This is a genomic window from Curtobacterium sp. L3-7 (assembly GCF_048756585.1).
Lineage (GTDB): Bacteria > Actinomycetota > Actinomycetes > Actinomycetales > Microbacteriaceae > Curtobacterium.
The window spans coordinates 2,709,986-2,736,240 of record NZ_CP151474.1 but is presented as its reverse complement, the minus strand read 5'-3'; the positions used below and the strand labels follow the sequence as shown (position 1 = coordinate 2,736,240).

The 26,255-nt window shown below is 71.8% G+C and carries 26 protein-coding genes; 25 read left to right on the top strand and 1 reads right to left on the bottom strand.

The window, feature by feature from the left end; translation table 11 throughout:
- Positions 1-33 precede the first annotated feature (33 nt).
- From pyrR to AAEP80_RS13200, 16 genes are all read left to right on the top strand, one after another.
- Positions 34-615 carry a bifunctional pyr operon transcriptional regulator/uracil phosphoribosyltransferase PyrR gene (pyrR, locus tag AAEP80_RS13275; RefSeq protein ID WP_281264704.1) on the top strand — a complete coding sequence of 194 codons (582 nt, stop codon included), beginning with the start codon at positions 34-36 and terminating at the stop codon, positions 613-615.
- A complete protein-coding gene (locus tag AAEP80_RS13270) occupies positions 612-1,571 on the top strand; it encodes an aspartate carbamoyltransferase catalytic subunit (RefSeq protein ID WP_420364751.1) in 960 nt (319 codons plus the stop codon). Before pyrR ends, AAEP80_RS13270 begins: the two co-directional genes overlap by 4 nt.
- Positions 1,568-2,929: a dihydroorotase gene (locus AAEP80_RS13265; RefSeq protein WP_420364750.1), complete on the top strand. Its 1,362-nt coding sequence runs from the start codon at positions 1,568-1,570 to the stop codon at positions 2,927-2,929. The genes AAEP80_RS13270 and AAEP80_RS13265 overlap by 4 nt, the downstream gene beginning before the upstream one ends.
- Positions 2,926-3,468 (top strand): hypothetical protein, encoded by a 543-nt coding sequence (locus tag AAEP80_RS13260; protein ID WP_420364749.1) that lies wholly within the window; start codon positions 2,926-2,928, stop codon positions 3,466-3,468. The genes AAEP80_RS13265 and AAEP80_RS13260 overlap by 4 nt, the downstream gene beginning before the upstream one ends.
- On the top strand, positions 3,468-4,667 hold the full coding sequence (gene carA / locus AAEP80_RS13255) for a glutamine-hydrolyzing carbamoyl-phosphate synthase small subunit (protein ID WP_420364748.1): 1,200 nt from the start codon (positions 3,468-3,470) through the stop codon (positions 4,665-4,667). The genes AAEP80_RS13260 and carA overlap by 1 nt, the downstream gene beginning before the upstream one ends.
- The gene (gene carB, locus AAEP80_RS13250; protein WP_420364747.1) at positions 4,667-7,945 is read left to right on the top strand and encodes a carbamoyl-phosphate synthase large subunit; all 3,279 of its coding nucleotides are present in this window, start codon (positions 4,667-4,669) and stop codon (positions 7,943-7,945) included. The genes carA and carB overlap by 1 nt, the downstream gene beginning before the upstream one ends.
- Positions 7,942-8,844, top strand: coding sequence for an orotidine-5'-phosphate decarboxylase (gene pyrF / locus AAEP80_RS13245; RefSeq protein ID WP_420364746.1), 903 nt, complete (start codon positions 7,942-7,944; stop codon positions 8,842-8,844). The genes carB and pyrF overlap by 4 nt, the downstream gene beginning before the upstream one ends.
- Positions 8,841-9,755, top strand: a complete 915-nt coding sequence (gene gmk / locus AAEP80_RS13240; protein WP_420364745.1) for a guanylate kinase — start codon at positions 8,841-8,843, stop codon at positions 9,753-9,755. The genes pyrF and gmk overlap by 4 nt, the downstream gene beginning before the upstream one ends.
- Before the next feature lie 76 nt (positions 9,756-9,831).
- Positions 9,832-10,098, top strand: a complete 267-nt coding sequence (rpoZ, locus tag AAEP80_RS13235; protein WP_281264696.1) for a DNA-directed RNA polymerase subunit omega — start codon at positions 9,832-9,834, stop codon at positions 10,096-10,098.
- A gap of 5 nt (positions 10,099-10,103) precedes the next feature.
- Positions 10,104-11,318 carry a methionine adenosyltransferase gene (gene metK, locus AAEP80_RS13230; protein ID WP_413601812.1) on the top strand — a complete coding sequence of 405 codons (1,215 nt, stop codon included), beginning with the start codon at positions 10,104-10,106 and terminating at the stop codon, positions 11,316-11,318.
- 8 nt (positions 11,319-11,326) lie between these two features.
- Positions 11,327-13,306: a primosomal protein N' gene (locus AAEP80_RS13225; protein ID WP_420364744.1), complete on the top strand. Its 1,980-nt coding sequence runs from the start codon at positions 11,327-11,329 to the stop codon at positions 13,304-13,306.
- Positions 13,307-13,616: 310 nt separating this feature from the next.
- Entirely contained in the window at positions 13,617-14,669 is a 1,053-nt protein-coding gene (gene tdh / locus AAEP80_RS13220) for an L-threonine 3-dehydrogenase (protein WP_413601814.1), read from the top strand.
- Entirely contained in the window at positions 14,669-15,853 is a 1,185-nt protein-coding gene (locus AAEP80_RS13215; RefSeq protein ID WP_420364743.1) for a glycine C-acetyltransferase, read from the top strand. Before tdh ends, AAEP80_RS13215 begins: the two co-directional genes overlap by 1 nt.
- 20 nt (positions 15,854-15,873) lie before the next feature.
- On the top strand, positions 15,874-16,806 hold the full coding sequence (fmt, locus tag AAEP80_RS13210; RefSeq protein WP_420364742.1) for a methionyl-tRNA formyltransferase: 933 nt from the start codon (positions 15,874-15,876) through the stop codon (positions 16,804-16,806).
- Positions 16,803-18,320 carry an RsmB/NOP family class I SAM-dependent RNA methyltransferase gene (locus AAEP80_RS13205; RefSeq protein WP_420364741.1) on the top strand — a complete coding sequence of 506 codons (1,518 nt, stop codon included), beginning with the start codon at positions 16,803-16,805 and terminating at the stop codon, positions 18,318-18,320. Before fmt ends, AAEP80_RS13205 begins: the two co-directional genes overlap by 4 nt.
- Positions 18,321-18,344: 24 nt before the next feature.
- Complete coding sequence (locus tag AAEP80_RS13200; protein WP_420364740.1) at positions 18,345-19,337, top strand: Abi family protein; 993 nt, start codon at positions 18,345-18,347, stop codon at positions 19,335-19,337.
- A gap of 8 nt (positions 19,338-19,345) precedes the next feature.
- Here AAEP80_RS13200 and AAEP80_RS13195 read toward each other — a convergent pair whose 3' ends face one another.
- Positions 19,346-19,909, bottom strand: a complete 564-nt coding sequence (locus tag AAEP80_RS13195; RefSeq protein WP_420364739.1) for a hypothetical protein — start codon at positions 19,907-19,909, stop codon at positions 19,346-19,348.
- A 35-nt stretch (positions 19,910-19,944) separates the two neighbouring features.
- Here AAEP80_RS13195 and rpe point away from each other — a divergent pair, with 35 nt between their 5' ends.
- From rpe to trpC, 9 genes are read left to right on the top strand one after another with little or no spacing between them, the layout of a single operon-like run.
- The gene (rpe, locus tag AAEP80_RS13190) at positions 19,945-20,610 is read left to right on the top strand and encodes a ribulose-phosphate 3-epimerase (RefSeq protein WP_420364738.1); all 666 of its coding nucleotides are present in this window, start codon (positions 19,945-19,947) and stop codon (positions 20,608-20,610) included.
- Positions 20,611-20,619: 9 nt separating this feature from the next.
- A complete protein-coding gene (locus AAEP80_RS13185; protein WP_281264686.1) occupies positions 20,620-20,883 on the top strand; it encodes a phosphoribosyl-ATP diphosphatase in 264 nt (87 codons plus the stop codon).
- Positions 20,884-20,935: 52 nt separating this feature from the next.
- Complete coding sequence (gene hisG, locus AAEP80_RS13180) at positions 20,936-21,775, top strand: ATP phosphoribosyltransferase (protein WP_413601820.1); 840 nt, start codon at positions 20,936-20,938, stop codon at positions 21,773-21,775.
- Positions 21,772-22,569 carry an imidazole glycerol phosphate synthase subunit HisF gene (hisF, locus tag AAEP80_RS13175; RefSeq protein WP_420364737.1) on the top strand — a complete coding sequence of 266 codons (798 nt, stop codon included), beginning with the start codon at positions 21,772-21,774 and terminating at the stop codon, positions 22,567-22,569. Before hisG ends, hisF begins: the two co-directional genes overlap by 4 nt.
- Positions 22,570-22,576: 7 nt before the next feature.
- Positions 22,577-22,975, top strand: a complete 399-nt coding sequence (hisI, locus tag AAEP80_RS13170; RefSeq protein WP_281264683.1) for a phosphoribosyl-AMP cyclohydrolase — start codon at positions 22,577-22,579, stop codon at positions 22,973-22,975.
- Positions 22,972-24,519: an anthranilate synthase component I gene (locus AAEP80_RS13165; RefSeq protein ID WP_420364736.1), complete on the top strand. Its 1,548-nt coding sequence runs from the start codon at positions 22,972-22,974 to the stop codon at positions 24,517-24,519. Before hisI ends, AAEP80_RS13165 begins: the two co-directional genes overlap by 4 nt.
- A complete protein-coding gene (locus AAEP80_RS13160; protein WP_420364735.1) occupies positions 24,516-25,226 on the top strand; it encodes a Trp biosynthesis-associated membrane protein in 711 nt (236 codons plus the stop codon). The genes AAEP80_RS13165 and AAEP80_RS13160 overlap by 4 nt, the downstream gene beginning before the upstream one ends.
- A complete protein-coding gene (locus AAEP80_RS13155; protein ID WP_420364734.1) occupies positions 25,213-25,452 on the top strand; it encodes a DUF6704 family protein in 240 nt (79 codons plus the stop codon). Before AAEP80_RS13160 ends, AAEP80_RS13155 begins: the two co-directional genes overlap by 14 nt.
- Before the next feature lie 16 nt (positions 25,453-25,468).
- The gene (gene trpC, locus AAEP80_RS13150; RefSeq protein WP_420366869.1) at positions 25,469-26,242 is read left to right on the top strand and encodes an indole-3-glycerol phosphate synthase TrpC; all 774 of its coding nucleotides are present in this window, start codon (positions 25,469-25,471) and stop codon (positions 26,240-26,242) included.
- The last annotated feature ends 13 nt before the right edge of the window (positions 26,243-26,255 follow it).

Here is a 26,255-nt window from a genome sequence, read left to right as displayed (position 1 = left end):
ATGCCGTCCTGAGAGGCGGGGAAGGAGGTCGGCGTGGGTACCAGAACGGTCCTGCAGCACCCCGACATCACGCGTGCTCTGACACGCATCGCCCACGAGATCCTCGAGGCCAACCACGGCGGCTCGGATCTCGTGCTCCTGGGCATCCCGACGCGCGGAGCCGTGCTCGCCGATCGTCTCGCGACGATCCTGGCCGGCATCGAGCCCGACTGGGCCGATCAGCGCGACCAGCGCGTCGGCACGCTCGACGTCACGATGCACCGCGACGACCTCGGCCACGGCATCGGTCGTGCGCCGCACCGCACGACGATCCCGACGACCGGCATCGACGGCAAGGTCGTCGTGCTCGTCGACGACGTGCTGTACTCGGGCCGCACCGTCCGCGCGGCGCTCGACGCGCTGCAGGGGATCGGCCGGCCGCGCGCCGTCCGGCTCGCCGTGCTCGTGGACCGGGGGCACCGCGAGCTCCCGATCCGTGCCGACCACGTCGGCAAGAACCTGCCGACGGCGTCCGACGAGCGCGTGACGCTCCGGCTGACGGAGACGGACGGCACCGACGAGGTCGTCATCGAACAGAGCGAGCAGCAGGGCGAGACGCCGGGGGCCGCCTCGTGAAGCACCTCCTCTCCACCGCGGACCTCTCCCGCGCCGAGGCGATCCACATCCTCGACGTCGCCGAGGAGATGGCCGAGGTCAACACGCGAGAGGTCAAGCGGCTGCCTGCGCTCCGCGGCAAGACCGTCGTGAACCTCTTCTTCGAGGACTCCACGCGCACCCGCATCTCGTTCGAGGCCGCCGCGAAGCGCCTGTCCGCCGACGTCATCAACTTCGCCGCGAAGGGCTCCAGCGTCTCCAAGGGCGAGTCGCTCAAGGACACCGTGCAGACACTCGGCGCCATGGGCATCGACGGCATCGTCATGCGACACGGCGCGTCCGGCGCCCCGAGGGTGCTCGCCGACGCGGACTGGATCGACGTCCCGGTGGTGAACGCCGGCGACGGGACGCACGAGCACCCGACCCAGGCCCTGCTCGACGCCTTCACGATGCGCCGCCGCCTGCACGGCAGTGCCTCACGCGGCCAGGGCCTCGACGGTGTGCGCGTGCTGATCGTCGGCGACGTGCTGCACAGTCGCGTCGCACGGTCCAACGCGTGGCTCCTCCGCACGCTCGGTGCCAGCGTCACGTTCGCGGCGCCGCCGACGCTGCTGCCCGCCACCACGACCCCGTTCGGGGCCGCCGTGCACCACGACCTCGACGCAGCCCTCGCCGAGGACCCTGACGTCGTGATGACGCTGCGCATCCAGCAGGAGCGGATGAACGACGCGTTCTTCCCGAACCCACGCGAGTACACCCGGCACTGGGGGCTCACCGCGGCCCGGTTCCAGCGGCTGTCCGAGCGCACGCTCGTGATGCACCCCGGCCCGATGAACCGCGGGCTCGAGATCGCCGGGGCCGCCGCGGACGACGCCCGCTCGACGGTCGTCGAGCAGGTCGCCAACGGCGTGAGCGTCCGCATGGCGGTGCTGTACCTGGCACTGACCGGAAACGAAGCGAAGGAGACCATCGCATGACCGCCCACCTCATCCGCGGCGCGCAGCTGGTCGACGGCACCCGTGCCGACATCCGACTGGAGGCCGGGCGCATCACCGCGGTCGGGTCCGGTCTCGACGCGGCCGGTGCCACGGCCGTGGACGCGGACGGCCTGATCGCCATGCCCGGTCTCGTGGACCTGCACACCCACCTCCGCGAGCCCGGCTTCGAGGAGTCAGAGACAGTCCTGTCCGGCTCGCGTGCCGCGGCCGCCGGCGGCTTCACCGCCGTCAACGCGATGGCGAACTCGAGCCCGGTGGCCGACACGGCAGGGGTCGTCGAGCAGGTCCAGGCCCTCGGCGACGACGCCGGCTACGTCACGGTCCGTCCGATCGGCGCCGTCTCGCAGGGGCTGCAGGGCACGCACCTGTCCGAGATCGGCGCGATGGCGACGTCCAGGGCGAAGGTCCGGGTGTTCTCGGACGACGGCTCGTGTGTCGCCGACCCGCTGCTGATGCGGCGCGCGCTCGAGTACATCAAGGGCTTCGGCGGCGTCCTAGCGCAGCACGCGCAGGAACCCCGCCTGACGATCGGCGCGCAGATGAACGAGGGGCGGCTGTCGTCGGAGCTCGGGCTCGCCGGCTGGCCGTCGGTGGCGGAAGAGGCGATCATCGCCCGCGACGTCCTGCTCGCGGACCACGTCGGTGCGCGGCTGCACGTGTGCCACGTCTCGACCGCCGGCAGCGTGGAGGTCATCCGCTGGGCGAAGTCCCGCGGGATCGACGTCACCGCGGAGGTCACACCGCACCACCTCGTGCTCACCGAGGACCTCATCGCCGGGGTCGACGGTGCACCGGGGTACGACGCCAAGTACAAGGTGAACCCCCCGCTGCGCTCCCGCGAGGACGTCGACGCCCTGCGTGCCGCACTGGCCGACGGGACGATCGACATCGTCGCGACGGACCACGCCCCGCACACGGCAGAGGCCAAGTGCTGCGAGTGGCCGGCGGCCGCCAACGGCATGGTCGGCCTCGAGTCCGCGCTGAGCGTCGTGCACGCCGCGGTGGTCGAGGACGGCCGACTGGACTGGGCGGACGTCGCCCGCGTGCTCTCCAGCGCCCCTGCCCGGATCGGGCAGGTCGCCGGTCACGGGCACGCGATCGCTGCCGGGGCCCCCGCGGAGATCACGCTGTACGACCCGAGCGCGGTCCGCGAGTTCGCGGTGACCGACCTCGCCGGACAGTCCCAGAACTCGCCGTACCTCGGCATGCGGCTCCCGGGTCGGGTCGTCGCGACCTTCCACCAGGGCTACCCGACGCTCCTCGACGGCGTCCTGGTCGACACCGAGACCGTCGCCGCCGCAGCGGCGGCCACGGCCGGGACGGCGGCGACCGCATGAGCGGTGACGCCGCACGCTGGCTGCTGGGCGGGGTGATCCTGCTCGCCGTGGCCGCGCTGTTCGTCGCCATGGCACGCACCTGGCGGACGCGGGCCCGCAAGCAGGCGGAATCCGTGCCTCCCGTCAGCGTGCCGGCCGACCCCGGGCCGGAAGCCGGGTCGTGGGACGGGTTCACCGTCGCGACGACCGGGGCCGACACCCCGCTCGAACGCATCACCGCAGGCGGACTCGGCTTCCGCGGCCGCGGCGGCGTGACCGTCCACCGTGACGGCGTGGTCCTGCGCCTCGCCGGAGCCGACGACCGCTGGGTCGCCCGGGACGCCGTCCGCGGCGCCGACCGCGCCACCTGGGCCATCGACCGCGTGGTCGAACCCGGGGGACTGGTCCGTCTGCGATGGACGGCGACCGGCGCCGCAGGTGCGACGGACCTGGACACCTACTTCCGGTTCCCGGAGGGCGACGCAGCAGTGCTGCACGCGCTCCAGGAGCTGGCGACGAAGCACAACCACCCGCACCACGCGGGCGAAGGGACGAACTGATGACACGCGAACGGGCCGTGCTGGTCCTCGAGGACGGCACCCGGTACGACGGATGGGCCTACGGCGCCCGCGGGCGCACACTCGGCGAGGTGGTCTTCGCGACCGGGATGACCGGCTACCAGGAGACCCTGACCGACCCCTCGTACGCCGGGCAGATCGTGGTGCAGACCGCGCCGCACATCGGCAACACCGGGGTCAACGACGAGGACCCGGAGTCCCGCCGCATCTGGGTCGCCGGGTACGTCGTCCGCGACCCCAGCCGCGTCGTGTCGAACCACCGCGCGAACGCGTCGCTCGACGACCACCTCGAGCGGGACGGCATCGTCGGCATCTCCGGCATCGACACCCGCGCGCTCACCCGGCGCATCCGGGACGCCGGCGCGATGAAGGGCGGCGTGTTCAGCGGCCCGGACGCCGCGCTGGCGCCCGAGGCGCAGGCGCGCCTCGTGCGCGAGCAGGCCGACATGGCCGGCGCGAGCTTCTCCGCGACGGTGTCCACCCCAGAGACCTACGTCGTGCCCGCCGTCGGCGAGCAGATCGGCACCCTCGCGGTGCTCGACCTCGGCGTCAAGGCGTCGACCACCCGCTACCTCGCCGAGCGGGGCTTCGAGGTGCACGTCCTGCCCCAGGACGTCACGATCGAGGCGCTCCGAGCGCTCGCCCCCGACGCCCTGTTCTACTCGAACGGCCCTGGCGACCCCGCTGCGTCCGACGCCCAGGTGACGCTCCTGCAGGAGAGCCTGCACGACGGCCGCCCGTTCTTCGGGATCTGCTTCGGCAACCAGCTCCTCGGCCGCGCGCTCGGCTTCGGCACGTACAAGCTGCCGTTCGGCCACCGCGGGATCAACCAGCCGGTCCTCGACACCACGACGGGCAAGGTCGAGATCACGAGCCAGAACCACGGCTTCGCGGTCGACGCCCCCGTCGGCGAGGTCCTCGAGTCGCCCGCCGGTTTCGGCCGCGTCGAGGTCTCGCACTACTCCCTCAACGACAACGTGGTCGAGGGCCTCCGTGCGCTCGACATCCCCGCGTTCAGCGTGCAGTACCACCCGGAGGCCGCCGCGGGACCGCACGACAGCATGTACCTCTTCGACCGCTTCCGGGACATGGTCGTGGCGCGTGCGGAAGGCCGTCCGTTGGACGCCGCCACCGCCGACGCGACGACTCCCGCAGCAGACATCACCAAGGAAGCGAACTGATGCCCAAGCGCTCCGACATCAACTCCGTCCTCGTCATCGGCTCGGGTCCGATCGTCATCGGCCAGGCCGCCGAGTTCGACTACTCCGGCACCCAGGCCTGCCGTGTCCTCCGTGCAGAGGGCATCCGCGTCATCCTCGTGAACCCGAACCCGGCCACGATCATGACCGACCCCGACTTCGCCGACGCGACGTACATCGAGCCGATCACGAATGCCTCGCTCGAGGAGATCATCCGCATCGAGCAGCCGGACGCCGTCCTGCCGACGCTCGGCGGCCAGACCGCCCTGAACGCGGCGATCGCGCTCGACGAGGCCGGGATCCTCGAGAAGCACGGCGTCGAACTGATCGGCGCCAAGGTCGACGCGATCCAGCGCGGCGAGGACCGATGGCTCTTCAAGGAGCTCGTGCTCGAGTCCGGCGCCGACGTGGCCCGCAGCCACATCGCGCACACCCTGGAGGAGGCGAAGGCGTTCGCGGCCGACCTCGGCTACCCGCTCGTCGTCCGTCCGTCCTTCACCATGGGCGGCCTCGGCTCCGGCTTCGCGTACAACGAGGACGAGCTCGTCCGCTTCGTCGGCGACGGGCTGCAGTCCAGCCCGACGACCGAGGTCCTGCTCGAGGAATCGATCCTCGGCTGGAAGGAGTACGAGCTCGAGCTCATGCGGGACAACTACGACAACACCGTCGTGGTCTGCTCCATCGAGAACGTCGACCCGGTCGGCGTGCACACCGGCGACTCGATCACGGTCGCCCCGGCGCTGACGCTCACCGACCGCGAGTACCAGAACCTCCGCGACATCGGCATCGACATCATCCGTCGCGTCGGCGTCGACACCGGCGGCTGCAACATCCAGTTCGCGATCGACCCGTCCAACGGCCGCGTGATCGTGATCGAGATGAACCCGCGTGTGTCCCGCTCGAGCGCCCTCGCGTCGAAGGCGACGGGCTTCCCGATCGCCAAGATCGCCGCGAAGCTCGCCATCGGGTACCGCCTCGACGAGATCCAGAACGACATCACGCGGGTCACCCCGGCGAGCTTCGAGCCGACGCTCGACTACGTCGTGGTGAAGACCCCGCGCTTCGCGTTCGAGAAGTTCCCGGCCGCCGACGCCACGCTGACCACGACGATGAAGAGCGTCGGCGAGGCGATGGCCATCGGCCGGAACTACGCCACCGCCCTGCAGAAGTCGCTCCGCTCGCTGGAGAAGCGCGGCTCGAGCTTCCACTGGGACACCCCGGCCGCCGAGCTCGACAAGGACGCACTGCTGGCGAAGTCGGCGATCCCGACCGACGGCCGCATCGTCACGGTGCAGCAGGCACTGGTCGCCGGTGCCACCGCGGAAGAGGTCTTCGAGGCCACGAAGATCGACCCGTGGTTCATCGACCAGATCGTGCTCATCAACGAGGTCGCCGCCGAGGTCGCCGCGGCAGCGGAGCTCGATGCCGACACGATCCGGTGGGCCAAGGAGCACGGCTTCAGCGACATCCAGATCGCGGCGCTGCGTGGCACCACCGAGCAGGACGTCCGCGACGTCCGTCACGCGCTGGGCATCCGTCCGGTGTTCAAGACGGTGGACACCTGTGCCGGCGAGTTCCCGGCACTCACGCCGTACCACTACTCGTCCTACGACACCGAGACCGAGGTCGCACCCAGCGACCGCAAGAAGGTCGTCATCCTCGGCTCCGGCCCGAACCGCATCGGCCAGGGCGTGGAGTTCGACTACTCCTGCGTGCACGCGTCCTTCGCGCTCTCGGACGCCGGGTTCGAGACGATCATGATCAACTGCAACCCGGAGACGGTCTCCACCGACTACGACACCTCCGACCGCCTGTACTTCGAGCCGCTGACCACCGAGGACGTCCTCGAGGTCATCGAGGCCGAGGCGGCGTCAGGCGAGCTGGTCGGCGTCGTCGTGCAGCTCGGCGGCCAGACGGCCCTGGGGCTCGCGAAGCCGCTCGAGGCAGCCGGCATCCCGATCCTCGGCACCAGCCCGACGGCGATCGACTCCGCCGAGGAGCGCGGCCAGTTCTCCGCGATCCTCGACGAGGCCGGGCTGCTCGCCCCGCGCAACGGCACCGCGCACGACCTCGCCAGCGCGACCGCGGTGGCCGAGGAGATCGGGTACCCGGTACTCGTCCGCCCGTCGTTCGTCCTTGGTGGCCGCGGCATGGAGATCGTCTACGACTCCACCGCGATGGCCGACTACTTCGACCGGATGGCCGACCAGGCGATCATCGGCCCCGATCTGCCGCTCCTGGTGGACCGGTTCCTCGACGACGCCGTGGAGATCGACGTCGACGCGCTCTTCGACGGTGAGCGGCTCTACATCGGCGGCATCATGGAGCACATCGAGGAAGCCGGGATCCACTCCGGCGACTCGTCCTGCACGCTCCCGCCGGTCGGGCTCGGCCGCGGCGAGATCCAGGCCGTCGTCGACGCGACCGAGAAGATCGCGCGCGGCATCGGCGTCCGAGGGCTGCTCAACGTGCAGTTCGCGATCGGTGCCGGCGTGCTCTACGTGCTCGAGGCGAACCCGCGTGCCAGCCGCACCGTCCCGTTCGTCTCCAAGGCGCTCGGCATCGCGCTGGCGAAGGCCGCTGCCCGCATCATGACCGGGACCACCGTCGACGGACTCGTCGCCGAGGGCCTGCTGCCCGAGCGGGACGGCGCGTTCGTCCCCGCGCAGGCGCCGGTCGCGGTCAAGGAGGCCGTGCTGCCCTTCCGCAGGTTCCGCACCGCGGACGGCCAGGTCGTCGACTCGGTCCTCAGCCCGGAGATGCGTTCCACGGGCGAGGTCATGGGCATCGACCGCGACTTCCCGCGGGCGTTCCTCAAGTCGCAGGAGGCCGCGTACGGCGGACTGCCGACCTCCGGCACGGTCTTCGTGAGCGTCGCCGACACCGACAAGCGCGCGATCGTGCTGCCGGTGCACCGCCTCCAGCAGCTCGGCTTCACGATCACCGCGACCGAGGGCACCGCCGAGGTGCTCCGCCGCAACGGCATCCAGGTGTCGGTCGTCGGCAAGTACAGCCAGGGCGGTGACAGCGTCGTGGAGATGCTCGCCCGCGACGAGGTCGACATCGTGATCAACACCCCGTCGGGCGCGTCGGGTCGCGCGGACGGCTACGAGATCCGCGCGGCCACCGTCGCGGCGGACAAGCCGCTGTTCACCACGATCGCGCAGCTCGGGGCGGCCGTCGCGGCGATCGAGACGATCGGCACGCAGCACAGCGTCCGCAGCCTGCAGGACTACGCGCTCGAGCGGGCGGGCTGGTGACGGACCGCCTCGACGCCGCAGACCGGTCGGGAGGCACGGAGCCGTTCGGCGTCCGGCTCGCGGCCGCCATCGGGTCGCGGTCCGCGCTGTGCGTCGGGATCGACCCCCATGCCGCCACCCTGGCGGCATGGGGGCTCGGTCGTGACGAAGCGGGTCTGACCGAGTTCGGCCGCGTCCTGGTGGACGCGGCCGCCGGCCGCGCCGCGGTCGTGAAGCCGCAGATCGCCTTCTTCGAGGCCGCGGGGGTGGACGGGTACCGTGCACTCGACGCGACGATCCGCCGGGCACGCGATGCGGGCCTCCTGGTCGTCGCCGACGTGAAGCGCGGCGACATCGGATCCACCGGGGACGACTACGCACTCGCGTGGTTGGACCGCGACGGGCCGTTCGCCGCCGACGCGATGACGGTCTCGCCCTACCTCGGCTACGGCTCGCTCGCCGGCACGGTCGACGTCGCGCGTCGGAACGGCGCCGGCGTGTTCGTGCTCGCGGCGACGAGCAACCCCGAGGCCCGCGTCCTGCAGACCGCAGTGCTGGCGGAGGGCCCGCGCGCGGGGCGCTCCGTCGCTGCCGGTATCGTTCTCGACGTGGCAGACGACAACCCGGCCGTGGGCGACCAGGCCATCGGCGACGTCGGGCTCGTGCTCGGCGCGACCCTCTCCCTGCAGGACTTCGGCATCGGCGCGGACGAGATCGGCACCTCGCCGATCCTGGCTCCGGGGTTCGGTGCCCAGGGCGCCCGCATCGAGGACCTCAGGTCCCTGTACGGCTCCCGTGCCGAGCAGGTGCTCGTGAGCGAGTCCCGCGGGCTGCTCACCGACGGGCCGGACGGCGTCGCGGCACTCGTCACCGACCGTGCCGACCGGATCGCGGCGGCGCTGGCTGGGGCAGGGGCATGACCGAGGACCGCAGCCAGCTGCCCGCGCACCGCAATCCACCGGAGGTGGACCGGGTCGCGGCGGCACGTGCGGCGGTCGCCGCGCGTCGCGCCCGGGCCGCCGTGAAGGCCGCCGTCGCGTCGGGGGAGCGGTCGGCACTCGACGTCGCGCGCACCGCATGGAGCGACGAGGACGCACCGGCCGAGAAGTCCCTCCGCGTCCGTGACCTCCTCACCAGCCTGAGCGGGATCGGTCCGGCGCGGGCCGAGGGGATCATGGGCACGCTCCGGATCGCACCGTCGAAGCGGCTCGGCGGGCTCGGGACCCGGCAGCGGACCGCGCTGTCGGACTGGCTCGTCGCACGTGGCCGCAAGCGTGGCGTGTCGAAGCTCGTCGTGCTCGCGGGTCCGACCGCCGTCGGCAAGGGCACCGTGAGCGCGTACATCCGCGAGCAGTACCCCGAGGTGAACCTCAGCGTGTCCGCGACGACGAGGAAGCCCCGTCCCGGCGAGGTCGACGGCGTGCACTACTACTTCGTCGACGACGCCGAGTTCGACCGGATGATCCGGGACCGCGAGCTCCTCGAGTGGGCGACCGTGCACAACTCGTACCGATACGGCACCCCGCGTCCGCCGATCGACCGCGCGCTCGACGCCGGCGACAAGGTGATGCTCGAGATCGACCTGCAGGGCGCTCGGCAGGTCCGTGACGCCATGCCCGAGGCGGTGCTCGTGTTCCTGCTGCCGCCGACGTGGGACGAACTCGTCCGCCGGCTGATCGGTCGCGGCACGGAATCCGCAGAGGAACAGGCCCGTCGGCTCGAGACCGCGAAGGTCGAACTCGCCGCGCAGGACGAGTTCGACGTGCGCATCGTGAACTCCGATGTCAGCACCGCGGCACAGGAAGTCGTAGACTTGTTCACTGCGCCCTAGCCGGGTGCCACTGCGCCCGCTCGGGCGCGACTGCGCCCCGCCGGGTGCGACCGAACTTCCGTCGACAGGAGACACCATGGCCAACCCCCAGGGCATCATCGACCCGCCCATCGACGACCTGCTGTCCAAGGTCGAGTCGAAGTACGCGCTCGTCATCTTCGCGTCGAAGCGCGCGCGCCAGATCAACGACTACTACGCCGACCTGCACGAGGGCTCGCTCTTCGACAACGTCGGTCCGCTCGTCGACTCCACGATCGACGACAAGCCGCTGTCGGTGGCCCTCCACGAGATCAACGAGGACAAGCTCACCGCCACCAAGCAGCAGCCGCAGCCCACCGTCTGACCCCGGTGACGTCCAGCACCCTGCGCCTCTTCACGTCCGAGTCGGTCACCGAGGGGCATCCAGACAAGATCTGCGACCAGATCTCGGACAGCATCCTCGACGCCCTCCTCGCGGTGGACCCGCACGCGCGCGTCGCCGTCGAGACGATGGTGACGACCGGGCTCGTGCACGTCGCGGGCGAGGTCACGACGTCGGGCTACGTCGAGATCCCGAAGATCGTCCGTGACGTCATCACGGGCATCGGGTACAACTCGTCAGAGGTGAGCTTCGACGGCCACACCTGTGGTGTCGAGGTCTCCATCGGCGCGCAGTCCCCGGACATCGCGCAGGGCGTCGACGAGTCGCTCGACGCCCGCTCGGGTGCGGGCGTCGACCCGCTCGACCGCCAGGGCGCCGGTGACCAGGGCATCATGTTCGGCTTCGCGACGAACGAGACGCCCGAGTACATGCCCGTCGCGATCTGGCTCGCGCACCGGCTGGCCGAGCGTCTCGCCGCCGTGCGCAAGTCCGGTGAACTGCCGTTCCTGCGTCCCGACGGCAAGACCCAGGTCACCGTCGGGTACGACGGCGTCGTCCCGAAGACCGTCGAGACCGTCGTCGTGTCGACGCAGCACTCGCCGAGCGTCACGCTCGACGAACTGACCGCGGCGATCACCGAGCACGTCATCCGACCGGTCCTGGCCCTGTCGGAACTGGACTCGTCCGGCGTCGAGGTCATCGTGAACCCGACCGGTCGCTTCGAGATCGGCGGTCCCCAGGGCGACGCCGGACTCACCGGCCGCAAGGTGATCGTGGACACGTACGGCGGTGCCTCCCGGCACGGTGGTGGCGCGTTCAGCGGCAAGGACCCGTCGAAGGTCGACCGCTCCGCCGCCTACGCCCTGCGCTGGGTCGCGAAGAACGCCGTCGCCGCCGGGCTCGCCGACCGGCTCGAGGTCCAGGTCGCCTACGCGATCGGCCGCGCGAAGCCCGTCGGGCTCTACGTGGAGACGTTCGGCACCGGGCACGTCGACGACGCCACGATCGAAGCCGCCATCCGACAGGTCTTCGACCTCCGTCCGGCCGCGATCATCCGTGACCTCGACCTGCTCAAGCCGCGCTACGCGCAGACCGCGACGTACGGCCACTTCGGCCGGGAGCTCCCTGGGTTCACCTGGGAGCAGCTCGACCGCGTCGAGGAACTCCGCCAGGCAGCAGGACTCGTCTCCGTCGCCGTCTGAGGGCACGCGTGACCACCGTCGCGCGCGTCGTCCTCGACTCGCCGCTCCCGCAGCTCGACCGTCTGTTCGACTACCGGGTGCCGGCTGAGCTCGAGGACGACTGCGTGCCGGGGGTCCGCGTGAAGGTGCCACTGCGCACCGGGGCACGGATGTCCGACGCGTACGTCGTCGAGGTGCTGCACGAGGGCGGCTACCCGGGAGAGCTCAGCGCGATCGAGACGCTCGTCAGCCCGGTGTCGGTGCTCGCGCCGGAGATCTGGAAGCTCGCGCGCGCGGTGTCCGACCGGGCAGCCGGGGTGGCATCGGACGTGTTGCGCCTGGCCGTGCCGACGCGGCAGGTCCGGGCCGAGAAGGCCTGGCTCGCGCGGGACACGTCCGCGGTGCCACCCGTGGTCGTCGCCCCGACCGTGACGGGCTACGGGGACGGCGTGCTGGAGGGCGTCCTGGCGAAGGACGGCCGTGCGGCGGTCGCAGCGGTCCCACACCCCGTCGACCTGGGGTCCGCCGATGAACCGGTCTGGGTCCCCGGCTGGGCCGCGACGCTCGCGCAGGCCGCCGCGCGGACCCTCGCCACCGAGCGGTCGGCCGTGATCGCGGTCCCGGACTTCCGCGACGTGATGGACCTGGAACGGGCGCTGCACGCGCTCGTCCCCGTCGAACGGGTGGTCCGGTTCGACGCCAAGCAGACGAACGGTCAGCGCGCGAAGGCGCTCTTGCAGGCGCGGACGCACCCGGTGGTGGCGATCGGGAACCGGACGGCGATGTACGCGCCCGCCGACGACCTCGGGCTGATCGCGATGTGGGACGACGGCGACCAGTCCTTCATCGAGCCGCGAGCGCCCTACGTGCACACGCGCGACGTCGCCCTCGTCCGGGCAGCGCAGTCCGGCGCCGCGCTGCTGTTCGCCGCACACGCCAGGAGCACCGACGTCCAGCGGCTCGTCGAGCTGCAGTGGCTCGAGGACGTCGTGCCGTACCGCCAGCCCGTGCCGAACGTCATCCCGACCGCACAGCAGGTGAACGCCGACGGTCCGGCCGCCCAGGCCCGGATCCCGAGCAGCGCGTGGCGTGCCGCACGAGAGGCCAGCCGGACGGGCCCGGTGCTCGTGCAGGTCGCGAACCCGGGCTTCGGCACCGGGCTCGTGTGCGCCGACTGCGGCGAGCGGGCGCACTGCCGGGTGTGCGGCGGGCCGCTCGGCAGCCCCACGCACGGTGCCGTCCCGCAGTGCCGGTTCTGCGGCGCCCTGGCGGTCGGGTACCGCTGCCCGACGTGCGGTGGGGGCAAGTTGAAGCCCGTCGGTCAGGGTGCCCAGCGCACCGCGGACGAGCTCGGTCGGGCGTTCCCCGGCACCCGGATCATCGTCGCGGACGGGTCACGGCCGATCGACGAGGTCCCCGCGAGACCCGCGGTGGTCGTCGCGACGCGGGGAGCGGAACCGTCGACACCGGGTGGGTACGCCTGCGTGCTGCTGCTCGACGGCGAACGCATGCTCGCGCGGGAGGGTCTCCGCGTGCAGGAGGAAGTGCTGCGCTTCTGGACGAACGCCGCCGCGAAGGGTGCTCCTGGTACCGAGGTCTACCTGGTCGGCATCGGTGGCCGTCTCGCGACCGCGATGGCCCTGTGGCAGCTCGACGGTCCGGCGCACGACGAGCTCGTCGACCGCCGCGAGCTGCTCTTCCCGCCGGCCGTCCGGGTGGCGACGCTGACCGGCACGGAGCAGGCGGTGACCGCGGCGGTCGAGGCGCTCGGCGACGCCCCGGTCGGTCCCGTGCTCGGTCCCGTGCCCGTCGACGACCCGGTCCCCGGCACGGTCCGCGCGATCGTGCGCTTCCCGTACGCGCACGGTACCGAGGTCGCGGCGACGCTCAAGGCCGAGGTCATCCGGCGCTCCTCGACCCGCCGGGTGCTCCCCGGCGGCGAGAAGCGGCGTGCGGCTCCTGCGCTCCGTGCGCGGCTCGACGACGCCGAGCCCTTCTCCGAGGTCTGACGCGCGGCGGCTGGTCGCGCCCGCGCCCTCGCGCGACGACTTCTCGCGCCGACCCCGTACGACGACGCCGCTGTCGTACGACAACGCTCGTGTCGCTGCTTGCCGGGAGGAACTGTGCGCGTGTGCAACGAGCGACGCCCTCGCTGTCGTACGACATCGGCCGTGTCGTTCCGAGTCGACAGCCCGCGACGCGCCCGCGACAGCCCGCGCCAGCGCGCGCCCGCGTCCCGCCTCTGCCGCGACCTGTGCCAGGGTGGAGGGTGGTGACCACGAGTCGCCGCCAGACGACATTCACGACGAGGTGAACGCCATGCGAGCGCTGTACAAGCCCGATGCCGCCCCGGGACTGGTCATGGTCGACCGTCCCGTGCCGGTCCCCACCGAGGACGAGGTCCTGATCCGGGTGCTCCGGACCGGCATCTGCGGCACCGACCTGCACATCAGACGATGGGACGACTGGGCAGCCTCCGCCGTCACCGCGCCGCTGGTCCCCGGGCACGAGTTCTTCGGCGAGGTCGTCGAGGTGGGCGCCGCCGTCCGGGACGTCTCGGTCGGGGACCAGGTCTCCGGCGAGGGGCACATCGTGTGCGGCACCTGCCGGAACTGCCGCGCCGGTCGCCGTCAGATGTGCATCCGCACGAAGGGGCTCGGCGTGCAGCGGGACGGCGCCTTCGCCGAGTACCTGACGCTCCCCGGTGCGAACGTCTGGGTCCACCACGAGACGATCGAGCCGGAGGTCGGCGCGCTGTTCGACCCGCTCGGGAACGCCGTGCACACCGCGCTGGCCTTCCCGGTCATCGGCGAGGACGTGCTCGTGACGGGGTGCGGACCGATCGGCCTCATGGCGATCGCGGTCGCCCGCCACGCCGGAGCCCGGTTCGTGGTGGGGACGGACGTCAGCGCGAACCGCCTGGCGATGGCGACGGAGATGGGCGCCGACGCCGCGGTCGACGTCCGGGCCGGCGGTGCCGAGGCGATCCGAGCGGCGCAGCACGACCTCGGCATGCGCGAGGGGTTCGACGTCGGCTTCGAGATGTCCGGAGCGCCGGACGCACTGCCCTCGATGGTCGCGAACATGAACCACGGCGGTCGGATCGCGATGCTCGGCCTGCCGTCGAGCACGATCGCCGTCGACTGGGGACTCGTCGTGACGCACATGCTCACCGTGAAGGGCATCTACGGACGCGAGATGTTCGAGACCTGGCAGGCCATGAGCTCGATGCTGCAGACGAGCACGGTGCTGCGGGACCGCATCGGCTCACTCGTGACGGCACGGTTCCCCGCGAGCGCGTGGGAGCAGGCATTCGACGCGGCAGCGACCGCAGACGGCGGCAAGGTCGTCATCGACTGGACGGAGCACTGATGTACGGCGCGATCAAGGACCACCTGGCGAGCGAACTCGCGGGCATCGAGGAGGCTGGCCTCACCAAGCACGAACGGGGCATCGCTGGTCCCCAGCGCGCCGCGATCGACGCGGACGGGCGCGAGCTCCTCAACTTCTGCGCGAACAACTACCTCGGGCTCGCCGATTCGACGGACCTGGTCGGCGCCGCGAAGGACGCGCTCGACCGCTGGGGCTACGGGATGGCGAGCGTCCGGTTCATCTGCGGGACGCAGGACCTGCACCTCGACCTCGAACGCCGGGTGTCGTCGTTCCTCGGCACCGAGGCGACGATCCTGTACTCGTCGTGCTTCGACGCGAACGGCGGGCTGTTCGAGGTGCTGCTCGGTCCCGAGGACGCGATCATCTCCGACGAGCTGAACCACGCCTCGATCATCGACGGCGTCCGACTCTGCAAGGCGCAGCGGTACCGCTACCGGAACCGCGACATGCAGGACCTCGAGGCGCAGCTCGTCGCCGCGGGGGACGCGCGCTTCCGGGCGATCGTCACGGACGGCGTGTTCTCGATGGACGGCTTCATCGCACCGCTCGCGGAGATCTGCGACCTCGCGGACCGCTACGACGCCCTGGTCATCGTGGACGACTCGCACGCCGTCGGCTTCATCGGGGAGCACGGTCGCGGAACGCCGGAGCACTGCGGGGTCGCTGACCGGGTCGACGTCTACACCGGCACCTTCGGCAAGGCCCTCGGCGGCGCGTCCGGCGGGTACGTGTCGAGCCGGAGGGAGATCGTCGACCTGCTCCGGCAGCGCTCGCGTCCGTACCTCTTCTCGAACTCGCTCGCGCCGGTCATCGCAGCGGGGACGGTGGCGGCGCTGGACCTCATCGAACGCTCCGACGACGCCAGGGCCCGCCTGGTGCGGAACGCCGAGCTGTTCCGGACGCGGATGACCGACGCCGGGTTCGACCTGCTCCCCGGTGAGCACCCGATCGTGCCGGTCATGTTCCACGACGCGGCCCTGACGGCACGGATCGCCGACGAGATGCAGACCAGAGGGGTCTACGTCACCGCGTTCAGCTACCCCGTGGTGCCGAAGGGGCGTGCCCGCATCCGCGTGCAGCTCTCCGCCGCGCACACCGAGGAGCAGATCGAGGCGTGCGTGCAGGCGTTCACCGAGTCGCGGGACGCGGCGACGACGACCTGAGGCATGGGAGGATCGAACCCATGCGTCTCGTCGTCGCCGGCAGCCCCGCTGCGGCCGTCCCCACCCTCCGCCGGCTCGCGGCCTCCGACCACGAGATCGCCGCGGTGCTGACGCGTCCGCCGACGCCGCAGGGCCGGAAGCGCGTGCTCACCCCGACCCCGGTGGCGCGGGTCGCCGAGGAGCTCGGCCTCCCCGTCATCGAGGCGTCCCGCGTCGACGACGACGTCACCCGGCAGCTCGTCGACCTCGACGTCGACCTCGGTGTCATCGTCGCCTACGGCGCGCTGCTCCGCCGTCCGGCGCTCGACGCGCCGCGGCACGGCTGGATCAACCTGCACTTCTCCGACCTGCCGGCGTACCGCGGTGCGGCCCCCGTGCAGCGTGCCGTCATGGCGGGGGACACGACGACCGCCGCGACCGTGTTCCAGCTGGTCGAGGCGCTCGACGCCGGGCCGGTCTTCGCCGCCGAACCCTTCGTCATCGGACCGGAGGCCACGTCGGGCGAGGTCCTCGCCGCGATGGCCGAGACGGGCGCGGAGGTCGTCGCCCGCGTCGTCGACGGCATCGCCGCCGGGACCGCCACCGCCACCGAGCAGGTCGGCGAGCCGACCGTCGCCCCGAAGACCACCATCGAGGACGGCCGGATCGACTTCGCCGAGCCCGCCTCCGCCGTGCACGCCCGCATCCGCGGCGTGACGCCGGAACCAGGAGCGTTCGCGCACCTGGGGGAGACGCGCGTCAAGCTGCTCCGCGTGGCACGGTCGGGAGGCTCGGGAGACCCCGCCCCGTCGCTCGCCCCCGGCGCGTTGGCCGTCCAGGGCGGTCGGCTGTTCGTCGGGACCGGTGACGGTCCGCTGGTGCTCACCGAGGTGCAGCCGGCGGGCAAGAAGGCGATGGACGCCGCCGCTTGGGCCCGCGGGCTCGGCGAACTCGACGGGAAGACCCTCGCATGAGCCCCCACCAGCAGCACCAGCAACCGGCGCGCACCGTCCGCGGTCCGAGTGCACGCCGCGTCGCGTTCGACGTCATCCGCGCCGTGCAGGTCGACGACGCGTACGCGAACCTGCTCCTCCCGACCCGCATCCGTCGAGCCGCGCTCTCCGCTCGCGACGCCGGGTTCGCCACCGAGCTGACGTACGGCACGATCCGGATGATCGGCCGGTACGACGCCATCGTGGAAGCGGCTTCAGGACGGCGGGTCGCGAACATCGAGGCGGACGTGCTCGACGTCATGCGCCTCGGTGTCCACCAGCTCCTCGCGATGCGCACCCCGGTGCACGCCGCGGTGTCCGCGACGGTCGAGCTCGCCCGCGAGGTCGGTGCCCGCCGTGCCACGGGCTTCGTGAACGCCGTCCTGCGCAAGGTCGCCGCGAAGACGCCGGACGAGTGGGACGCCGAGATCACCCGCGGGCTGTCCGGGGACGCCCTCCTCGCGACCAGGTGGTCGCACCCGACCTGGGTCGTGTCGGCGCTCCGCGACGCCCTCGCCGCCGAGCGCTCCCGCGACGAACTCGTGGCGTTGCTCGCGGCGGACGACGTCGCCCCCCGTGTGCAGCTCGCTGCGCTGCCCGGTCTCGCGACGGAGGACGACCTCGCCATCGCGACCACCGCGGTGGAACCCGCCACGGCCCAACCGGAGGCCGACGACGCGGACGGTGCCGAGCCTCCCGTGCCGGTGTCCGAGGCCGTGACGGTGTCCGAGGTCGTGACGGACGCGGACGCCCTGCCGGTGTCGCCCGTCGGGATCCGTGGCGTCACCGGCGATCCCGCCCGCGTGCCAGGGGTCGCGGCCGGGCGACTGCGGGTGCAGGACGAGGGCTCGCAGCTCGCCGCGCTCGCACTGAGCCGAGCGTCGGCGGTCCGCGCGGGGGAGCGCTGGCTCGACCTGTGCGCCGGCCCAGGCGGCAAGGCCGCGCTGCTCGCCGCCGAGGCTGCGCAGGGCGGCGCGACGCTCGTGGCCAACGAACTCGTGCCGGCGCGTGTCGGACTCGTGAAACAGGCCCTCGCGGGGTTCGGCGACACGGTCGCCGTCGTCGAGGGGGACGGCCGGCGGTACGGGCTCGACGGCTCCGGCGTGACGTTCGACCGCGTGCTCCTCGACGCGCCGTGCACCGGACTCGGCGCGTTGCGGCGGCGGCCGGAGGCGCGCTGGCGCAAGGTGCCGGAGGACGTGCAGGAGCTCGCGGCGCTGCAGGCCGAGCTGCTCGACGCGGCGGTCCGGGTGCTGGCACCTGGCGGGACCCTGGCGTACGTGACGTGCTCGCCGCACCTGGCGGAGACCCGTGGGCAGGTCGACGCGCTGATGGCGCGGCACGGCGGGGTGCTCGAGCAGGTCGACACCGCGTCGGTCGTGCGGTCGGTGGCCGCGCGTGACCCGCAGGTCCCCGACGGCATGACGGCGCAGCTCTGGCCGCACCGCATCGGTACGGATGCGATGTTCATCGCGCTGTTCCGTCGAGTCGCCTGACGGGTTGCACCCCGTGCAGCCCAGGTGATATGTTGGCTGCACAAGACCGGTTCCGCCTGCTCGCAGGTCCAGGGCCGGTCCTTTTTTCGGCCGGGGAGGCGACGGATGGGGGCGCCGAAGCCGTTCAGATCGTACGAACAGCAGCTCCAGCAGTTGCTCGATCGCGGGCTGATCGTCGACGATCCCCAGCAGGCGCTGGCGTGGCTCGCTCGGGTCAACTACTACCGGTTGAGTGGCTACTGGTACCCGTTCCGGCGGGTCGAGGACGGACGTCGGCTCGATGGGTTCCGCCGAGGAGCGTCCTTCGCCGACGTGATCGCTCTGTACGAGTTCGACGAGCGGCTCCGGACCGCGGTTTTCGCAGCGCTCGCGCCCGTCGAGCTCTCGGTCCGTGCCCACCTGGGTCATGCACTCGGCCGGCTCGACGCGACCGCTCACCTCGCGCCCGAGATCCTCGGCCCGTTGGCTCGGAGGGGAGATGCCTACTCGGTGTGGCGTCGGAAGTTCGAGACCAGCGTGTCCATGTCTCGTGAGGACTTCGTCGAGCACCATCGCAACCAGTACGCCGGCGTGCTTCCGGTCTGGGCGGCCGTCGAGGTGCTCGACTGGGGCGGCCTGGTGCGGTTGTTCGAATTCGCTCCGCCGGTCGTGCAGGAGGCGATCGCCACTGAGTACTCGCTCCGCGCTCCGCAGCTGACGTCGTGGCTCCGCGCGCTCAACACCGTGCGGAACGCATGCGCCCACCACGGTCGGCTGTTCAATCGTGTCTACTCGAAGCGACCGAGGCTGCCTGGGGCCGGATCCGACCGCTCCCTGGACTTCGCCGCGGCCAGCATGAACCGGACCTTCGGTCAGCTGACCCTCGTGCAGTTCCTCCGGAACGAGCAGGGCATCGGACCGTCGCATCTCATGTCGCGAGTCGTCGACAGCCAGCCTGCCGTCCGATTCGTGCCGCCTGCCGTGATCGGGACGCGCGACGGTTGGCGGGAACTCCCACTCTGGCGACGAACGTCCTGACGACGCGGTCAGCGGTCGACGCGGAAGACGAAGGCGGGCTTCGTCACCAGGCGGGCCGCGGCTCGCACGAAGCGGGCGCCCTTGCCCTGCTTGCCGTCGAAGCTCGGAGCGCGGTGGTCCTCCGCCTCGCGGATGCGCCAGGCCAGGTCGGTTCCACGAGCCTCGTACGCGACTCGTTCCATCGCCTCCAGGACGTGCTTCTCGGCGTCGTCGACGGTCGTTGCGCCGGCCGCGGCCGTGCTCGACCATGCCGCCCGCAGCACCGCCTCGACGGCGGTCACCCCTTCGAGGACCTCGGGGTGGGTCAGCCCGAGGCCGCCGGACATGACCAAGCGGAGGTCCATCGAGACCGGCGTGCCGTGGTCCAGGTCGTCGAGCCGCACCTGCCCCCGGCCTCCGCCGTGCTCCCACCGGCGGGCATCGCCGTGCGCGAGGAAGAAGGCGAGGTCGACCGCCTCTTGCACGTCCTCGAGCGCAGCGATCGTCTCGCGCAACGGCACACCACGGTCCTCGGCGAACTCGACCCGCACGCGGATCGACTCCGCGTCCGTGCGGATCTGATCATCGGTCACGATCTGCAGCCTACGTGCGCCGGTAGGCTCGTGGGGTGACGATCCGTATCTCGCCGAGCATCCTGTCCGCCGACTTCGCGAACCTCGAGCGTGAGCTCCACCGCATCGCGACCGCCGACATGGTGCACGTCGACGTGATGGACAACCACTTCGTGCCGAACCTGACGCTTGGGCTCCCGATCGTGCAGCGCCTGCAGCAGGTGTCGCCGGTGCCGCTGGACGTGCACCTGATGATCACCGACGCCGACACTCAGGCCCCGCAGTACGCCGAGACGGGTGCCGCGAGCGTCACGTTCCACTTCGAGGCGGCCACCGACCCGGTCGCGACCGCGGCGGCCATCCGGTCGAACGGCGCCCGCGCGGCGATCGCGGTGAAGCCGGGGACCCCGATCGCGCCCGTGCTGGAACACCTCGACGCGTACGACATGATCCTGCTCATGACGGTGGAGCCCGGGTTCGGTGGGCAGTCGTTCATGCCGGAGGTCATGCCGAAGCTCGCCGGCGCACGGGCAGCGGTCCACGCCTCCGGGCTCGACGTCTGGCTCGAGGTCGACGGCGGCATCGCCGTCGACACCGTGCCCCAGGCGGTGCAGAGCGGCGCGGACACCCTCGTCGCCGGCTCGGCCGTGTACGGCGGCGAGCCCGCATCGCGCATCGCCGACCTCCGCGACGCGGCGCAACGTGCGCTCGCAGGACGGTAGCCTGGGAGCGTGAAGACGTTCGACGACCTGTTCGCGGAGCTGACCGAGAAGGCCGCCACGCGCCCCGAGGGCTCCGGCACCGTCGCCGAACTGGACGCCGGAGTGCACCAGATCGGCAAGAAGATCGTGGAAGAGGCCGCAGAGGTCTGGATGGCCGCCGAGTACGAGGGCGACGTCCGCACGGCCGAGGAGATCTCCCAGCTCGTCTACCACCTGCAGGTGCTGATGGTCGCGAAGGGCCTCACCCCGGCGGACGTCTGGCGACATCTGTAGGCCTCGCCTCCAGAACCGTCACCAGACCCTCCACCAGAAAGCAGACCCCCTGATGCTCCGCATCGCCGTGCCCAACAAGGGCTCACTCTCCGAGACCGCCTCCGAGATGCTGCGGGAGGCCGGGTACGCCGGTCGCCGTGACCCGAAGGCGCTCCACCTCGTCGACGACCGCAACGGGGTGGAGTTCTTCTTCCTGCGGCCGCGGGACATCGCCACGTACGTCGGGTCCGGCGCGCTCGACGTCGGGATCACCGGCCGCGACCTGCTCCTCGACTCCGGGTCGACCGCGCACGAGGTCGATGCGCTCGGCTTCGCCGACTCCACGTTCCGCTTCGCCGGCACGCCCGGTCGGTTCGCGGCCCTGCAGGACCTCGACGGCGTCCGGGTCGCCACGAGCTACCCGGGGCTCGTCGGGGAGTTCCTCGCGAAGCACGGCGTCACCGCGACCCTCGTCAAGCTGGACGGTGCCGTGGAGAGCGCCGTGCGCCTCGGTGTGGCCGATGCCGTCGCGGACGTCGTCTCGACCGGCAGCACCCTCCGGCAGGCCGGGCTCGAGATCTTCGGACCGGTGATCCTCGAGTCGACCGCGCTCCTCATCACCACGGACGAGACGATCGCGGGCATCGACGTGCTCCGCCGCCGGCTGCAGGGCGTCCTCGTCGCCCGCGGCTACGTGATGCTCGACTACGACATCCCCACCGAACTGCTCGAGCAGGCGACGGCGATCGCGTCGGGCATCGAGTCGCCGACGGTCTCGCCGCTGCACGGACGCGACTGGGCTGCCGTCCGCGTGATGATCCCGCGCGACGACGCGAACCTGATCATGGACGCCCTCTACGACCTCGGCGCACGCGCCATCCTGGTCAGCCCGATCCACGCGGCACGACTGTGACCGCGGCGACCGGAGGCGTGGGCGGCCCCCGCGGCGGCGTCGCGGTCCGCGTGATCCCGTGCCTCGACGTGTCCGGTGGACGCGTCGTGAAGGGCGTGAACTTCCTCGACCTGCAGGACGCCGGCGACCCCGTCGAGCTCGCGGCGCGCTACTACGAGCAGGGTGCGGACGAGCTGACGTTCCTGGACGTCGGCGCGACCGTCGAGAACCGGTCCACGATGTACGAGACCGTCACGCGCACCGCCGAGCAGGTCTTCATCCCGCTCACGGTGGGCGGTGGCGTCCGGAGCGTCGACGACGTGTCACGACTCCAGCAGTGCGGCGCGGACAAGATCGGCGTGAACAGCGCCGCCATCGCCCGGCCCGACCTCGTCGGCGAGATCGCGGACCGGTTCGGCGCGCAGGCCGTCGTCCTGTCGCTCGACGTGAAGCGGTCGGACCGGATGCCCTCCGGGTTCGTCGTGACGACCCACGGCGGCCGTAGCGAGTCGGACCTCGATGCGATCGCCTGGGCGCGGGAAGCCGTCGAGCGTGGCGCGGGAGAGCTGCTCGTCAACTCGATCGACGCCGACGGCACGAAGAACGGGTTCGACCTCGAGCTGACCGCCGCGGTCCGTGCGGTGTCGTCGGTTCCCGTGATCGCCTCCGGTGGCGCCGGCAGCCTCGACCACTTCGCCCCGGCCGTCGACGCCGGCGCGGACGCGGTGCTCGCTGCGAGTGTGTTCCACCGCGGGGAGATGACCATCGGGGACGTCAAGGACGCGCTGCGGGGGACCGGGCACGCCGTACGCTAGGAGCCTCATGACCGACAGCACCAGCACCAGCACGGACGCGGTCCTCGACCGCGCACGCTTCGGTGCGGACGGGCTGCTCCCGGCAGTCGTGCAGGAGGAGTCCAGTAAGGACGTCCTCATGCTCGGCTACATGGACCGGGAAGCCCTCCGCCGCACCCTGACCGAGGGGCGGGTGACCTTCTGGTCCCGCTCGCGGCAGGAGTACTGGCGCAAGGGTGACACCTCCGGTCACGCCCAGTACGTCCGGGCGGCGGCGTTCGACTGCGACGCCGACACGCTCCTCGTCACCGTGCAGCAGGTCGGTGCCGCGTGCCACACCGGTGCGCACCGGTGCTTCGACGTCGACCCCTTGGAGCCGGTGACGGCGTCCGCTCCGGTGACCACGGCAGTGGAGGAGACCCGATGACCACCGCGACGCTCGCCGAGCAGCCGCACACGACCTCCCGTCCGGAGTTCGACGGCCTGGTGGCGAACGGCCACCGCGTCGTCCCCGTGGTGCGCGCGCTCTACGGCGACAGCGAGACGCCGGTCGGTGTCTACCGGAAGCTCGCGGACGGCCGTCCCGGGTCGTTCCTGCTCGAGTCGGCCGGCCAGGGCGGCCTGTGGTCGCGGTGGTCGTTCGTCGGCGTGCGGAGCTTCGGCGTCCTGACCCAGGACGGCGACCGTGCGGCGTGGATCGACACCGGCATGAGCGCCGAACGCGCCGTGGGGTCCCTCGACGGTGCGCCGCTCGACGTGCTCGCACGGCTCCACGAGCGTTGGGCGACCCCGCGCGTCCCCGGCACGCCGCCGCTCGTCGGCGGCACGGTCGGGTTCATCGGTTGGGAGGCCGTGCGGCAGCTCGAGCACCTGCCGAACGTCCCGCCGGCCGACTTCGACGTCCCCGGGCAGTCGCTCGCCTTCGTCTCCGAGCTCGCGGCGCTCGATCACCGCACCGGACTCGTCCTGCTGGTCGCGAGCGCGCTCAACGACGGCACCGACGGCGCCGACGTGCTCTGGGCCGCGGCGCAGGAGCGCCTCGACCGGATGCAGGCCGACCTGGTCCAGCCGACCGTCGCGACCGTGGCCGAGGCGTTCGACATCGCCGAGCCGACGCCCAGGCACCGGTCGACGCCGGACGAGTACATGGCTGCGGTGACCCGGTCGAAGGACTTCATCCGCGACGGCGACGTGTTCCAGGTCGTCATCTCGCAGCGGTTCGACCATGACGTCACGGCCGAGCCGCTCGACGTCTACCGGGTGCTCCGGACGCTGAACCCCAGCCCGTACATGTACTTCCTGTCGATGGAGGACACCGCGGGCAAGCCGTTCTGGATCGTCGGCGCCTCGCCCGAGGCGCTGGTGAAGGTGCAGGGCGGCCGGGCGATCACGCACCCGATCGCCGGGTCTCGTCCGAGGGGCGCCACCCCGGAAGAGGACGTGCGCTTCGGCGAGGACCTGCTCGAGGACCCGAAGGAGCGCGCGGAGCACCTGATGCTCGTCGACCTCTCCCGCAACGACCTGCAGAAGGTCTGCGAACCGGGCACCGTTGCCGTCACCGAGTTCATGACCGTGGAGCGCTTCAGCCACATCATGCACCTCGTGTCGAGCGTCGAGGGCTCGGTCCGTCCGGAGGCGTCGGCGATCGACGTGTTCCGTGCGACGTTCCCGGCCGGCACGCTGTCCGGTGCCCCGAAGCCGCGCGCGCTCGAGATCATCGACGAGCTCGAACCGGCCAAGCGCGGCGCGTACGCGGGGGTCGTCGGGTACTTCGACTTCGCCGGTGACGCGGACCTGGCCATCGCGATCCGCACCGCCCTGATCCAGGACGGCGTCGCCCGGGTGCAGGCGGGAGCGGGGCTCGTCGCCGACTCCGACCCCGAGACCGAGCACACCGAGGCCGTGAACAAGGCAGCGGCACCGCTCCGAGCCGTCGCGACCGCCAACAAGATGCGGGAGGTCCGCTCGTGAAGCGCTCCCGTCCGCTCGTCGTCGTCATCGGGTTGGCCGTCGCCGGCATCGTGATGCTCTCGTGGACCCAGACGTGGTTCACGGTGCACCTCGATGCCGCCTCGGCCGTGACCACCACCGTGGACGCCGACGGCTCGAAGGCGGTGCCGCAGTACACCGCGCTGGCGATCGCGTCGCTCGCGCTGTTCCTGGCCATGACGATCGCCGGACGCGTCGTGCGCGTCGTCCTCGCGGTGATCGAGGTCCTGCTCGGCGTCGCGATCGTCGTCGCCGGCATCAACGCGCTGGCCGATCCGGTCGCCGCCGCGAGGGGGGCCATCGGCGAGGTCGCCGGCGTGAGTGACCTGTCAGCCGTCCGCCGGGTCGTCACGAGCGTCGACGTCTCCGCGTGGCCCGTCGTCGGCATCGTCGGGGGAGTCCTCGCGGTCCTGCTCGGCGTGGTGGTCCTGGTCGTGCAGCGGTCGTGGCCGGGGCCGAGCCGGAAGTACGCCGCGACGCCCTCCGCAACGCCGAAGGCCGCGCCCGTGGAACGGGACGCCGTCGTCGACTGGGACGACCTGAGCGCAGGCGTCGACCCGACCTCCGTCGACGCGACGTCCGGCTCTGCGCCGAGCGACGGGACGGACACCGCCGACACGGTAGGCTGGGAACCGCGCCGCTCGACCGACGGCGCCACCGACCACGAGGAGCACCGTGAGCACCACTGAGCCCGCAGAACTCGGCGAAGGCCACTCGCCGGCAGCCTGGACGTCCGTCATCATCATGCTGGTGGCGTTCGCGATCGGCACGATCTGCTTCTGGTTCAGCATCGTGTGGGGTGTCTGGGCCTCCGCCGCATTGCTCGTCGTCGGCCTCGTCGTCGGCTGGGTCATGGGCAAGGCCGGCTACGGCGTGAACGGTCCGAAGTTCGTCCCCAAGCACCACAACGAGTAGGTCCGGCATGCCGAACGTGCTCGAGACCCTCGTCGCGGGCGCGCTCGAAGACGCTGCGGCCCGTCGCGTCGACCGTCCTCTCGCGGACGTCGAACGCGACCTGGACCGGGTCGCATCGCCGCTCGACGCGCTCGAGTTCCTCGCACCGGGTGACCGCGTGAAGATCCTCGCCGAGGTCAAGCGCGCGAGCCCGTCGCGTGGTTCGATGGCGCCCATCGCGGACCCGGCTGCCCTCGCCGCCGAGTACGAGCGTGGCGGCGCCTCGGCGATCAGCGTCCTGACCGAGGGGCGGAAGTTCCTCGGCAGCCTGGCCGACCTCGAAGCCGTCAAGGCACGCGTCTCGGTGCCGGTCCTGCGCAAGGACTTCATCGCCGATCCGTACCAGGTGATCGAGGCCCGTGCCTCCGGAGCGGACATCGTGCTGCTCATCGTCGCGGCCCTCGAGCAGCAGCAGCTGGTCGAGCTCCACGACCTCGCGGAGCAGCTCGGCATGCGTGTCCTGGTGGAGGCCCACTCCGCCGACGAGGTCGCGCGCGGGCTCGACGCCGGCGCGCGCATCCTCGGGGTGAACGCCCGCGACCTGACGGACTTCTCGCTGGACCGCGACCTGTTCGGCTCCCTCGCCGGCGCGATCCCGGAGGGGGTCGTCCGTGTCGCCGAGTCCGCCGTCGCCGGTCCCGCCGACGTCGCCCACTACCGCGCTGCGGGTGCCGACGTCGTCCTGGTGGGGGAGGCGCTCGTGACGGGCGCCGACCCCGCTGCTGCACTCGCGTCGTTCATCGACGCCTGACCCTTCGTCCGGC

Coding starts and splice junctions, on each gene's coding strand:
- AAEP80_RS13265 (WP_420364750.1), top strand. CDS start 1,568: ATGACCGCCCACCTCATCCGCGGCGCGCAGCTGGTCGACGGCACCCGT.
- AAEP80_RS13260 (WP_420364749.1), top strand. CDS start 2,926: ATGAGCGGTGACGCCGCACGCTGGCTGCTGGGCGGGGTGATCCTGCTC.
- carA (WP_420364748.1), top strand. CDS start 3,468: ATGACACGCGAACGGGCCGTGCTGGTCCTCGAGGACGGCACCCGGTAC.
- carB (WP_420364747.1), top strand. CDS start 4,667: ATGCCCAAGCGCTCCGACATCAACTCCGTCCTCGTCATCGGCTCGGGT.
- gmk (WP_420364745.1), top strand. CDS start 8,841: ATGACCGAGGACCGCAGCCAGCTGCCCGCGCACCGCAATCCACCGGAG.
- rpoZ (WP_281264696.1), top strand. CDS start 9,832: ATGGCCAACCCCCAGGGCATCATCGACCCGCCCATCGACGACCTGCTG.
- tdh (WP_413601814.1), top strand. CDS start 13,617: ATGCGAGCGCTGTACAAGCCCGATGCCGCCCCGGGACTGGTCATGGTC.
- AAEP80_RS13215 (WP_420364743.1), top strand. CDS start 14,669: ATGTACGGCGCGATCAAGGACCACCTGGCGAGCGAACTCGCGGGCATC.
- fmt (WP_420364742.1), top strand. CDS start 15,874: ATGCGTCTCGTCGTCGCCGGCAGCCCCGCTGCGGCCGTCCCCACCCTC.
- AAEP80_RS13205 (WP_420364741.1), top strand. CDS start 16,803: ATGAGCCCCCACCAGCAGCACCAGCAACCGGCGCGCACCGTCCGCGGT.
- hisG (WP_413601820.1), top strand. CDS start 20,936: ATGCTCCGCATCGCCGTGCCCAACAAGGGCTCACTCTCCGAGACCGCC.
- hisI (WP_281264683.1), top strand. CDS start 22,577: ATGACCGACAGCACCAGCACCAGCACGGACGCGGTCCTCGACCGCGCA.
- AAEP80_RS13165 (WP_420364736.1), top strand. CDS start 22,972: ATGACCACCGCGACGCTCGCCGAGCAGCCGCACACGACCTCCCGTCCG.